The 11980-nt window shown below is 59.9% G+C and carries 13 protein-coding genes; 5 read left to right on the top strand and 8 right to left on the bottom strand.

All coding sequences use genetic code 11. The annotated features are described in order from the left end of the window. Positions 1–82: 82 nt before the first annotated feature. Together BLQ41_RS05670 and dadA are read right to left on the bottom strand one after the other, a co-directional pair. Positions 83–436, bottom strand: a complete 354-nt coding sequence (locus BLQ41_RS05670) for a RidA family protein (protein WP_090178046.1) — start codon at positions 434–436, stop codon at positions 83–85. Then, positions 408–1712 carry a D-amino acid dehydrogenase gene (gene dadA / locus BLQ41_RS05665; RefSeq protein WP_090188388.1) on the bottom strand — a complete coding sequence of 435 codons (1305 nt, stop codon included), beginning with the start codon at positions 1710–1712 and terminating at the stop codon, positions 408–410. Before dadA ends, BLQ41_RS05670 begins: the two co-directional genes overlap by 29 nt. Positions 1713–1869: 157 nt before the next feature. Between dadA and BLQ41_RS05660 the strand changes: the two genes are divergently transcribed. Further along, positions 1870–2358: an Lrp/AsnC ligand binding domain-containing protein gene (locus tag BLQ41_RS05660; protein ID WP_003177284.1), complete on the top strand. Its 489-nt coding sequence runs from the start codon at positions 1870–1872 to the stop codon at positions 2356–2358. A 136-nt stretch (positions 2359–2494) separates the two neighbouring features. On the opposite strand, the gene BLQ41_RS05655 is transcribed toward BLQ41_RS05660, so the two are convergent. Beyond that, positions 2495–2848 (bottom strand): YkgJ family cysteine cluster protein, encoded by a 354-nt coding sequence (locus BLQ41_RS05655; protein ID WP_007947437.1) that lies wholly within the window; start codon positions 2846–2848, stop codon positions 2495–2497. 147 nt (positions 2849–2995) lie between these two features. On the opposite strand from BLQ41_RS05655, the gene BLQ41_RS05650 reads away from it, so the two are divergent. After that, positions 2996–4309, top strand: a complete 1314-nt coding sequence (locus tag BLQ41_RS05650; protein WP_090178044.1) for an NAD(P)/FAD-dependent oxidoreductase — start codon at positions 2996–2998, stop codon at positions 4307–4309. Between the two features lie 143 nt (positions 4310–4452). Here the strand turns inward: BLQ41_RS05650 and BLQ41_RS05645 are convergent, their stop codons facing one another. Next, positions 4453–4698, bottom strand: coding sequence for a DUF1127 domain-containing protein (locus tag BLQ41_RS05645; RefSeq protein ID WP_090178041.1), 246 nt, complete (start codon positions 4696–4698; stop codon positions 4453–4455). 179 nt (positions 4699–4877) lie between these two features. Between BLQ41_RS05645 and BLQ41_RS05640 the strand changes: the two genes are divergently transcribed. Both BLQ41_RS05640 and BLQ41_RS05635 read left to right on the top strand, forming a co-directional pair. Then, positions 4878–6299, top strand: coding sequence for an aminotransferase-like domain-containing protein (locus BLQ41_RS05640; RefSeq protein ID WP_090178036.1), 1422 nt, complete (start codon positions 4878–4880; stop codon positions 6297–6299). Positions 6300–6371: 72 nt separating this feature from the next. Then, a complete protein-coding gene (locus BLQ41_RS05635; protein ID WP_090178032.1) occupies positions 6372–7940 on the top strand; it encodes a phospholipase D family protein in 1569 nt (522 codons plus the stop codon). 30 nt (positions 7941–7970) lie between these two features. On the opposite strand, the gene BLQ41_RS05630 is transcribed toward BLQ41_RS05635, so the two are convergent. Together BLQ41_RS05630 and BLQ41_RS05625 are read right to left on the bottom strand one after the other, a co-directional pair. Beyond that, complete coding sequence (locus BLQ41_RS05630; protein WP_090178029.1) at positions 7971–9116, bottom strand: MFS transporter; 1146 nt, start codon at positions 9114–9116, stop codon at positions 7971–7973. A 162-nt stretch (positions 9117–9278) separates the two neighbouring features. Beyond that, entirely contained in the window at positions 9279–10772 is a 1494-nt protein-coding gene (locus tag BLQ41_RS05625; RefSeq protein WP_090178026.1) for an aldehyde dehydrogenase, read from the bottom strand. Positions 10773–11009: 237 nt separating this feature from the next. Between BLQ41_RS05625 and BLQ41_RS05620 the strand changes: the two genes are divergently transcribed. Next, positions 11010–11372 carry a cupin domain-containing protein gene (locus BLQ41_RS05620; protein WP_090178023.1) on the top strand — a complete coding sequence of 121 codons (363 nt, stop codon included), beginning with the start codon at positions 11010–11012 and terminating at the stop codon, positions 11370–11372. 114 nt (positions 11373–11486) lie between these two features. On the opposite strand, the gene rpmG is transcribed toward BLQ41_RS05620, so the two are convergent. Then, positions 11487–11642, bottom strand: a complete 156-nt coding sequence (rpmG, locus tag BLQ41_RS05615; RefSeq protein ID WP_007894709.1) for a 50S ribosomal protein L33 — start codon at positions 11640–11642, stop codon at positions 11487–11489. Between the two features lie 11 nt (positions 11643–11653). Then, the gene (gene rpmB, locus BLQ41_RS05610) at positions 11654–11887 is read right to left on the bottom strand and encodes a 50S ribosomal protein L28 (protein WP_003176907.1); all 234 of its coding nucleotides are present in this window, start codon (positions 11885–11887) and stop codon (positions 11654–11656) included. Positions 11888–11980 lie beyond the last annotated feature (93 nt).

The raw sequence follows: 11980 nt of genomic DNA, 5'->3' as shown, positions 1-11980 counted from the left end.
GGCGGTCATGGGAATAAAAAACCGGCGCTGGCTGGCGGCGTGAACCGCCACCAGCACCGGAAGAGGGATCTTTCTTGCAGGCTTATGGCAGAGCGGCGACAACCGACAGCTCAACCAGGATCTCGGGTTCACACAGCTTCGACTCGACAGTCGCGCGGGCCGGGGCGACGCCTTTTGGCAGCCACTTGTCCCACACCGCATTCATGCCTTCGAAGTGCGCATCAATGTCTTTCAGGTAAATCGTCACCGACAGCAAGTGGTTCTTGTCGGTCCCGGCCAGATCCAGCAAGCGCTCGATGTTGGCGAGGGTTTCACGGGTCTGCTGTTCAATCCCGGCGCTCATATCGTCGCCGACTTGCCCTGCCAGATACACCGTACCGTTATGGTTGACGATCTGGCTCATGCGCTCATTGGTGAGCTGGCGCTGGATTGACATGTTTTGCGGACTCCTGGGTTTTTTTACCGTAACGGGAAATATCGAGGCCTTCGGCGCTGATCTGCGGCGTTTTCTTCGCCATCAGGTCAGCCAGCAAGCGGCCGGAGCCACAAGCCATGGTCCAGCCGAGTGTGCCGTGACCGGTGTTCAGGAACAGATTCTTGAACGGTGTGGCGCCAACAATTGGGGTGCCGTCCGGAGTAGTCGGGCGCAGACCGGTCCAGAAACTGGCCTGGGCCAGATCGCCGCCCTGAGGATAGAGGTCGTTGACGATCATCTCCAGGGTTTCGCGCCGACGCGGGTTCAGCGACAGGTCAAAACCGGCGATTTCAGCCATGCCGCCAACGCGGATGCGGTTGTCGAAACGGGTAATCGCGACCTTGTAGGTCTCGTCGAGAATGGTCGACGTAGGGGCCATCGCCGGGTTGGTGATCGGCACGGTCAGCGAGTAACCCTTGAGCGGGTACACCGGCGCCTTGATCCCCAGTGGCTTGAGCAATTGCGGCGAGTAGCTGCCGAGGGCCAGCACGTAGCGGTCTGCGGTTTCGAGCTTGCCGTCGATCCACACGCCGTTGATGCGGTCACCGGCGAAATCGAGCTTCTGGATATCCTGGCCGAAACGGAATTCCACGCCCATTTTGACGGCCATTTCGGCCAGGCGAGTGGTGAACATCTGACAGTCGCCCGTCTGATCGTTCGGCAGACGCAGGGCACCGGCGAGGATGTCGGTGACGTTGGCCAGTGCCGGCTCAACGCGGGCAATGCCGGCGCGGTCGAGCAGTTCGAACGGTACGCCTGACTCTTTCAGCACGGAGATATCTTTCGCCGCGCCATCAAGCTGGGCCTGAGTGCGGAACAGCTGGGTCGTGCCCAGGCTGCGGCCTTCGTAGGCAATGCCGGTTTCAGCGCGCAATTCGTCGAGGCAGTCACGGCTGTACTCGGACAGACGGACCATGCGCTCCTTGTTCACCGCATAACGGTTGGCCGTGCAGTTGCGCAGCATCTGCGCCATCCACAGGTATTGATCGATGTCGGCAGTTGCCTTGATCGCCAGTGGTGCGTGGCGCTGCAGCAGCCACTTGATGGCCTTGAGCGGCACGCCCGGCGCGGCCCACGGCGAGGCATAACCCGGCGAGACCTGCCCGGCGTTGGCGAAACTGGTCTCCATGGCAGCGGCCGGCTGACGGTCCACCACCACGACTTCGAACCCGGCACGCGCCAGATAATAAGCACTGGTGGTACCGATGACGCCGCTACCCAAGACCATAACGCGCATTTTCATATCCCTCATCGCGGCTTGCCGCTGACGTTCGTAGTTGTAGAGCATTGATGTGCGCAGTGTAAAAAAGATTAGGCAGTGCATTTCACTATATAACTGCCTATATTTGGCGAGAATTCTCGGCAAAAACCCTTTTCACGGAGGCGCATCCCCTATGCGTACCAACACTCAAACCAAACGTGAGCTGGACAAGATCGACCGCAACATCCTGCGGATCCTGCAAGCGGACGGACGCATCTCCTTCACCGAGCTTGGGGAAAAGGTCGGGCTCTCGACCACGCCGTGTACCGAACGGGTGCGGCGCCTGGAGCGTGAAGGGATCATCATGGGCTACAACGCCCGGCTCAATCCGCAGCACCTCAAGGGTAGTCTCCTGGTGTTCGTCGAGATCAGTCTGGATTACAAGTCGGGCGATACTTTCGAGGAGTTCCGACGCGCGGTGCTCAAACTGCCCCATGTGCTGGAATGCCACCTGGTATCAGGGGATTTCGACTACCTGGTGAAGGCGCGGATTTCCGAGATGGCCTCGTACCGCAAGCTGCTGGGCGACATTCTGCTCAAGCTGCCGCATGTGCGCGAATCCAAGAGCTATATCGTGATGGAAGAGGTGAAAGAGAGCCTTAGCCTGCCGATTCCGGATTGAGCCCACAAAGATCGTTCCCACGCTCTGCGTGGGAATGCAGCCCGGGACGCTCTGCGTCCCATCCAGAGCCGAACGTAGAGCGTCCGGAGAGGCATTCCCACGCGGAGCGTGGGAACGATCAAACCTCGGTCTTCCCTCAGACGAGGACCTGCCGGGTAGACGCCATGTACTCATGAATCTGCTTCTCCACCCGTGGATGAATCAACTCCACCGGTCCCCGCCCATTGGGGCAAGGCAACGTCTTGGTCGTACCGAACAGCCGGCAAATCAGCGGCCGTTCGTCATACACCGTGCAGCCGTTGGGCCCCAGATGCACACAATTGAGTTCGTCCATCGCCGCATCCTGCTCGGCCCGGGTCTTGCGCGGCAGGCGCGACATTTCTTCCGGTGAAGTGGTGACCGGGCCACAGCAGTCATGACAGCCGGGTACGCACTCGAACGAGGGAATCTGTTGGCGCAGCGTGCGAATTTTCTGACTGTTGCAACTCATCGAAGCGCTAACCAATGGCGGGATAGACCGGGATTCTGACGCAAAAGCCCCGATCCAGACAGCAGCAACCGACCAATGTTGCCCGTGCCGGAAGGTCCGGCTTATGCTCCGTCAAATTTTCTAGACACAAGAATCAGGACGACGCACATGAATGCCCGTGCCCAGCAACCTGCCCCAAGCCACCGGCACGCCGCCTCTTATTACGCGGCCAGCAGCCTGCCGCAACCCGATCATCCGGTGTTGCAAGGTGAGCAGGTGGCCGATGTGTGCGTGGTCGGCGGCGGTTTTTCGGGGCTCAATACGGCGCTGGAGCTGGCCGAACGCGGCTTCAGCGTGGTGCTACTGGAAGCGCACAAGATCGGCTGGGGCGCCAGCGGACGCAATGGCGGGCAGTTGATTCGCGGCGTCGGTCACGGCCTCGATCAGTTCGCCAATTTCATCGGTGTGGACGGTGTGCGTCAGATGAAACTCATGGGCCTGGAAGCGGTAGAAATAGTCCGACAACGGATCGGGCGTTTTCAGATCCCCTGCGACCTGACCTGGGGCTATTGCGATCTGGCGAACAAGCCTCGCGATCTCGAAGGTTTTGCCGAGGACGCCGAAGAACTGCGCAGCCTCGGTTACCGCTACGAGACCCGTCTGCTGCAAGCCAATGAAATACACTCGGTGGTGGGTTCCGACCGCTACGTCGGCGGCTTGATCGACATGGGCTCCGGCCATCTGCACCCGCTGAACCTGGCTCTGGGCGAAGCGGCGGCTGCGCAGCAGCTGGGGGTGAAACTGTTCGAACAATCGGCCGTGACCCGCATCGAGTACGGCCCCGAGGTCAAGGTCCATACCGCCCAAGGCTCGGTGCGTGCGAAGACACTGGTGCTGGGCTGCAACGCCTACCTCAACGAACTCAATCCCGAACTCAGCGGCAAGGTGCTGCCCGCCGGCAGCTACATCATCGCCACCGAGCCGTTGAGTGAAGCGCTGGCCCACTCGTTGCTGCCGCAGAACATGGCTGTCTGCGATCAGCGGGTGGCGCTGGATTACTATCGGCTTTCGGCGGATCGGCGTTTGTTATTCGGTGGCGCTTGCCACTATTCGGGCCGCGACCCGAAGAACATCGGTGCCTACATGCGCCCGAAGATGCTGGAAGTTTTCCCGCAACTGGCCGAGGTGAAGATCGACTATCAATGGGGCGGGATGATCGGCATTGGTGCGAATCGATTGCCGCAGATCGGTCGACTCAAGGATCAGCCGAATGTGTATTACGCCCAGGCGTATTCGGGCCATGGGGTAAATGCCACGCACTTGGCGGGCAAGTTGTTGGCTGAAGCTATCAGTGGTCAGCAGAGTGGAGGGTTTGATCTGTTCGCCCGGGTTCCCCATGTCACCTTCCCCGGGGGCAAGCATTTGCGTTCGCCATTGTTGGCGTTGGGGATGTTGTGGCATCGGCTTAAAGAGTTGGTCTGAAAGACTTGCTGCGCTCATGCGGACGCCATCGCGGGCAAGCCCGCTCCCACAGGGTTGGGTGGTGAACACAAAAGTTGTGGACACCAAAAACCACTGTGGGAGCGGGCTTGCCCGCGAAGAGGCTCGCAAGAACACCGCAAAACTCAGATCCGCCAGAAGGGTTTCAGCCCCTCCTCCCGCGCCTGCTCGCGACTCAACCCGACATCCCTGAGTTGCTCCGGCGTCAGCTCAAGCAACATCTTGCGCGTGTGCAGGCGATGCCAGAACAGACCCCAGCGACTCAGGCCGCACGGTGCGTTGCGCATGACCGCAGCGCGCGCACCGTTGTATTGCCCTGCCGCCAGTTCCTGACTGTGTAACGTCAGCCGCACATCGCTCAAGCCGTTCATTTTGATTGCTCCTGTTTACTTGGGTAGCGAGAGCTTTCATGATGCGCGGACGGCGAAAAGCATTACAGATTCAACACAACTGTATTAACTCCATACAGATAAGGTGCTTCCACCACTGAATCCTGTATTTTTGCCCCATCTGTACTGGTTAACCGAATCATCCAAACCGAGACTGCGCCATGACCCTTTACGTAAACCTCGCCGAATTGCTCGGCACGCGTATCGAACAGGGCTTCTATCGCCCCGGTGACCGGCTGCCCTCGGTGCGGGCATTGAGTGTTGAACATGGCGTCAGCCTGAGCACGGTCCAGCAGGCGTATCGCATGCTGGAAGACAGCGGGCTGGCGACGCCCAAACCCAAGTCCGGCTATTTCGTACCGGCGGGTCGCGAGCTGCCCGAGTTGCCGGCGATTGGCCGCCCGGCCCAGCGCCCAGTGGATATTTCGCAATGGGATCAGGTGCTGGAGCTGATCCGCGCCGTGCCGCGCAAGGATGTTGTGCAATTGGGGCGCGGCATGCCGGACATCACCACGCCGACCATGAAACCACTGCTGCGCAACCTTGCGCGAATCAGTCGCCGCCAGGACATGCCAGGCCTGTATTACGACAACATCTACGGCACCCTCGAACTGCGCGAGCAGATCGCCCGCCTGATGCTCGATTCCGGCTGCCAATTGACTGCCAGCGACCTGGTGATTACCACGGGTTGCCACGAAGCGCTGTCCACCAGCATTCGCTCCATTTGTGAGCCCGGCGACATCGTGGCCGTGGACTCGCCGAGCTTTCACGGCGCCATGCAGACCCTCAAGGGCCTGGGCATGAAGGCCCTGGAAATCCCGACCGACCCGATCACCGGGATCAGCCTCGATGCACTCGAACTGGCCCTGGAACAATGGCCGATCAAGGCCATACAGTTGACCCCAAACTGCAACAACCCGCTGGGCTACATCATGCCGGAGTCGCGAAAACGTGCGTTGTTGACGCTTGCACAGCGTTTCGACGTGGCGATCATCGAAGACGATGTGTATGGCGAACTTTCCTACAGCTATCCACGCCCGCGCACGATCAAATCTTTCGACGAGGACGGCCGCGTCCTGCTTTGCAGCTCTTTTTCCAAGACGCTGGCGCCGGGCTTGCGTATTGGCTGGGTTGCTCCCGGGCGGTATCTGGAACGGGTGCTGCACATGAAATACATCAGCACCGGCTCTACCGCGCCGCAGCCGCAGATTGCCATTGCCGAATTTCTCAAGGCTGGGCATTTCGAACCGCATTTGCGGCGGATGCGCACGCAATACCAGCGCAATCGCGACCTGATGATTGACTGGGTCACCCGCTACTTCCCCGCTGGCACCCGCGCCAGCCGTCCGCAAGGCAGCTTCATGCTGTGGGTTGAACTGCCGGAAGGCTTCGATACCCTGAAACTGAATCGTGACCTGCACGATCAAGGCGTACAGATTGCAGTCGGCAGTATCTTTTCCGCCTCGGGTAAATACCGCAATTGCCTGCGCATGAACTACGCTGCCAAGCCAACGCCGCAGATCGAAGACGCGGTGCGCAAGGTCGGCGCGGCCGCCATCAAACTACTGGCGCAAAACGACTGAACGCCAGACTGACCTTTCTCGCAAAACCAGCGTCCATATGCCGACAACTGCCGCCACTCGGAACGATCTCACGTGAGATTCAGACAGCCACTGCCCGCTCTTCTGTTACTCGCCTCGTTTCTTGGTGGCTGCGCAACTCTCGACGTTCCTCGCGAACCGAGCCAGGCGTTGCCCGCCAGCGACTCGGCATTCGGCCGCTCGATCCAGGCCCAGGCCGCGCCCCACCAAGGGCAGTCAGGCTTTCGCCTGTTGTCCAACAGCACCGAAGCTTTCACCGCCCGCGCCGAGTTGATCCGCAACGCTCAAAGCAGCCTCGATTTGCAGTACTACATCGTTCATGACGGCATCAGCACGCGGATGCTGGTTGAGGAGCTGCTGAAAGCTGCCGACCGTGGCGTACGCGTACGGATCCTGCTCGATGACACCACCAGCGATGGCCTCGACCAGATCATCGCGACACTGGCGGCGCATCCGCACATCCAGATTCGTCTGTTCAACCCGCTGAACCTTGGCCGCAGCACGGGCGTGACACGCACCGCCGGACGGGTGCTCAACCTCTCGCAGCAGCACCGACGCATGCACAACAAGCTGTGGCTGGCGGACAACAGCGTGGCCATTGTGGGCGGACGCAATCTGGGGGATGAGTATTTCGATGCCGAACCCAATCTGAATTTCACCGACATCGACATGCTCAGCGTAGGGCCGGTCGCTGAACAGCTCGGGCACAGTTTCGACCAATACTGGAACAGTGCGCTGAGCAAGCCGATCGACGAGTTTCTCTCAAGCAGGCCCACCGCAAAGGACCTGGAAAACACACGCACGCAGCTGGAAGAGTCACTGCGAGAAACCCGCAAACAGAATCACGCGCTCTATCAGCAACTCATGAGGTTCACCACCCATCCGCGTCTGGACATTTGGCGCCGGGAGCTGATCTGGGCCTGGAACCAGGCGCTATGGGACGCGCCGAGCAAGGTATTGGCCAAGGGCGAACCTGATCCGCATTTGCTGCTGACCACGCAGTTGGCGCCCGAGCTCAAAGGTGTCAGCAAAGAGCTGATCATGATCTCGGCGTACTTCGTCCCCGGACAGCCGGGGCTGGTGTACCTGACTGGCCGCGCCGACGCCGGGGTGTCGGTGAAGCTGCTGACCAACTCGTTGGAAGCCACTGACGTGCCGGCCGTGCACGGCGGTTATGCGCCGTATCGCAAGGCGTTGCTGGAACACGGCGTGCAGTTGTTCGAACTGCGGCGCCAGCCTGGTGCGGGTGGCGGCAGCGGTCCGCATGTGTTTCACAGCAAGGCCTACCGAGGCTCCGATTCCAGCCTGCACAGCAAGGCGATGATCTTCGACCAACAGAAGTCCTTTGTCGGTTCGTTCAATTTCGACCCGCGCTCGGTGCTGTGGAACACCGAAGTCGGCGTGCTGGTGGACAGCCCCGAGCTGGCAGCCCGTGTTCGCGAACTGGCGATGCAGGGCATGGCGCCGGCCCTGAGTTATCAGGCGAAGCTGGAAAACGGCAATGTTGTCTGGGTCACCGAAGACAACGGCAAGCTGCACACCCTGACCAAGGAGCCGGGAAGTTTGTGGCGGCGGTTCGAGGCTTGGATGAGCACGACAGTAGGTTTGGAGCGGATGCTCTGACAGGGCGATTAGCTGACTGGAAGTTCAGCGTCAAGCAGGCTCAGTCACCGCGCCAAACGCGCCTTGTCGCGACAACAGAATCACCAGACCCAATGCACCCGCCGCCATCAGCAACGGCAACGCATGTCCGCTGATCCATTGGCTGCCGGCGCCAGCCGCCAGCGGTCCGACCAGGCAACCAATTCCCCACAACTGCGCGATATGCGCATTGGCCCGCACCAGCGCATCGTCACGATAGCGCTCGCCGATCAGGATCAGTGACAAGGTGAACAGCCCGCCGGCACTGGCACCGAACAACACCCAAAGCGGCCAGATCAGCAACGTATCGATGAGCAACGGAATCGCCAGGCTCGACACCAGCAACACCACAGCGCACCCGGTGAACAGCGTGCGACGGGACAAGCGATCCGCCAGCGCGCCAATCGGCAATTGCAGCAAGGCATCACCGACCACCACGGTGCTGACCATCGCCAGTGCGATGTCCGTGCTGAAGCCCTGACGCAGGCAATAGACCGGCAACAAAGTCAGGATCATCGCTTCAAACGCCGCGAACAACGACACCGCCCAGGCAATCGCCGGCAAGCCACGGCAGAAGCCCAGCAAGTCGCTGAAGGTCACGCTGCAGGCTTCGCTGGTGGGCGCGCCGCTGCGACCCAGCAACAGGAGCGGAGCCGCCATGAGCAAGCCGACGCCGACCCAGAATCCGTAATCGTGATCCGTGCCCAACACGCCAAGCAGCAGTGGTCCGGCCAGCTGGCTCAACGCATAACTGCTGCCGTACAACGCCACCAGCCGCCCGCGCCATTGCTCGACCACCAGTTGATTGATCCAGCTTTCACCGAGGATAAAGACCAGTGTCAGGATCACCCCGATCATCAACCGCAACAGCAACCAGATCGGATAGCTTGGCAACAGCGCCAGCAAACCGATGGACAAAGCCCCGCCCCACAGGCACATACGCATCAGATTGGCCGTGCCCAGACGCGCCGCCAGATGGCTGGAGATCTTCGCGCCCAGCAGCACGCCAATGGCCGGCATGGCTGCCATCACACCAATGGCAAATGAACCGTAGCCCCAGCTTTCCAGGCGAAAGGACACCAGCGGCATGCTGACGCCCAAGGCCAGGCCGACACTCAAGACAGACGCCAACACGGCGAAATAAGTCGCCCAACGCATGTTCCACGCTCCTGTGGATTATTTTTTGGCACCACACAAAACAATGTGGGAGCGAGCCTGCTCGCGATGACGGAACAACATTCAACATTGATGTCGACTGTCACACCGCTATCGCGAGCAGGCTCGCTCCCACAAGGGATCTACGTCGTTAAGAAAACCGACTTACAACTTGATCCAGGTCGCCTTCAGCTCGGTGTACTTGTCGAACGCGTGCAGCGACTTGTCGCGGCCGTTACCCGACTGCTTGAAGCCACCGAACGGCGCGGTCATGTCGCCGCCATCGTATTGGTTGACCCAGACGCTACCGGCACGCAGCGCACGGGCGGTCAGGTGAGCCTTGGAGATGTCCTTGGTCCACACCGCTGCGGCCAGGCCGTATGGCGTGTCGTTAGCGATCGCAACGGCTTCTTCGGCGGTATCGAAAGTGATCACCGACAGCACTGGGCCGAAGATTTCTTCCTGAGCGATTTTCATCGCATTGCTGACGCCGTCGAAAATCGTCGGCTCAACATAGGTGCCACCGGTTTCCTGAAGAATGCGCTTGCCGCCCGCCACCAGTTTGGCGCCGTCGGTGTGGCCAGACTCGATGTAGGACAGCACGGTGTTCATCTGCTGGGTATCGACCAGAGCGCCGACGTTGGTCGCCGGGTCCAGTGGGTTGCCCGGCTTCCAGGTTTTCAGCGCTTCGATTACCAGCGGCAAGAAAGTGTCCTTGATTGAACGCTCGACCAGCAGACGCGAACCGGCGGTGCAGACTTCGCCCTGGTTGAAGGCAATGGCGCCGGCGGCGGCTTCGGCTGCGGCTTGCAGGTCCGGGGCATCGGCGAACACGATGTTCGGGCTCTTGCCGCCGGCTTCAAGCCAGACGCGCTTCATGTTCGATTCGCCGGAGTAGATCAGCAGTTGCTTGGCGATCTTGGTCGAACCGGTGAACACCAAGGTGTCGACATCGTTGTGCAGGGCCAGGGCCTTGCCGACCGTGTGACCGTAACCCGGCAGCACGTTCAGCACGCCTTTCGGGATGCCGGCTTCAACGGCCAGGGCCGCGATGCGAATAGCCGTCAGCGGCGATTTTTCGGATGGCTTGAGGATTACCGAGTTGCCGGTGGACAGCGCCGGGCCGAGTTTCCAGCAGGCCATCATCAGCGGGAAGTTCCACGGCACGATGGCGCCAACCACGCCGACCGGTTCGCGAGTTACCAGACCCAACTGATCGTGCGGGGTGGCGGCGACTTCGTCGTAGATCTTGTCGATGGCTTCACCGCTCCAGCTCAGGGCTTGCGCCGCGCCGGGAACGTCGATGTACAGGGAGTCGCTGATCGGCTTGCCCATGTCCAGGGTTTCAAGCAGGGCCAACTCTTCGGCGTGCTGTTTGAGCAGGCCGGCGAAACGGATCATGGTGGCTTTGCGTTTGGTCGGCGCCAGGCGCGACCAGACGCCGGAATTGAAAGTGGCGCGGGCGTTTTCAACAGCGCGCTGGGCGTCGGCGGCGTCACAGCTGGCAATCTTACCCAGCAGACGGCCATCGACCGGGCTGATGCACTCGAAGGTCTCGCCGGAGACGGCATCGGTGTATTCGCCATTGATGTAGGCACGGCCTTCGATCTTCAGATCGCGAGCCCGTTGTTCCCAATCGGCACGAGTCAGGGTGGTCATTCGAGTATCCTCCTCTTGTTGAATACGAGCGCCCCGCGTTCTTCGCGGGCGTCCTCAGGAATTCTGCCCGGCCAGCCTGCATTTTCGGCCCAAGGCAACCGCCACCCTAAACCAGCCACCCCTCATGTTTCAATATATTTGACATAAGGCCGTCAAACGGCCTTGCGATGTTCATTTTAATAAACATAGACTTTGGGCTTTCCAGCCATAGCGCCGCAATCACGGGGGATTAGAACAATGAATATCCAGGATGTCGTCGACTTCAGCCAAGCCAAAACCGAGCCCGAACGCTATAAACCGGACCAGGCGAAAATCCTCAAAGGCGACCCGGAGCAAGTGGTTTACAACCACTACAACAGCCCTTGCGGCCAGTTGAACGCGGGAGTTTGGGAAGGTGCGGTTGGCCAGTGGCTGGTGAATTTCACCGAGCACGAATACTGCGAGATCGTTCAGGGCGTCTCAGTGCTGCGCGACAGTGACGGCAACAGCAAAACCGTGCGCGCGGGTGATCGCTTCGTAATTCCGGCCGGGTTCCGGGGCACCTGGGAAGTGCTGGAAACGTGCCGCAAGATCTATGTGGCGTTTGAACAGAAGGCCTGAGGACTAGCGCTGTTCGGGCCCGCGATGAGGCCCTGACAGGGACCACGAAAACCAGGCAACAAAAAAGGCCCGTATCTCGCGATACGGGCCTTTTTCGTAAGAGGGAAAAATCAATTACTTGATTTTGCCTTCTTTGTAGATCACGTGCTTACGAACAACCGGATCAAATTTCTTGATCTCGATTTTGTCCGGAGTAGTGCGCTTGTTCTTGTCGGTAGTGTAGAAGTGACCAGTACCGGCGCTCGAAATCAAACGAATCAATTCACGCATGATTAGCTCCCTTAGATCTTGCCAGCGGCGCGGATTTCGGCCAGCACGACAGTGATGCCACGCTTGTCGATGATACGCATGCCTTTGGCAGATACGCGCAGACGCACGAAACGTTTCTCTTCTTCAACCCAGAAGCGGTGATGCTGCAGGTTCGGCAGGAAACGACGACGGGTTTTGTTGTTTGCGTGGGAAATGTTATTCCCAGTCACCGGACCCTTACCGGTAACTTGACATACTCTCGACATGCCTCAGCCCTCTAAAACCACATGCCCAACCCGGCATGGGTTGGCCGCTTAATCTCTCAGTCATTTGGCGCCAGGCGCCGCGTTTCTTTAGAG

Source organism: Pseudomonas arsenicoxydans, assembly GCF_900103875.1.
In the GTDB taxonomy this organism is placed as follows: Bacteria; Pseudomonadota; Gammaproteobacteria; order Pseudomonadales; family Pseudomonadaceae; genus Aquipseudomonas; species Aquipseudomonas arsenicoxydans.
Note: the sequence above shows the minus strand (reverse complement) of the source record. Positions and strands in the feature narration are given on the sequence as shown.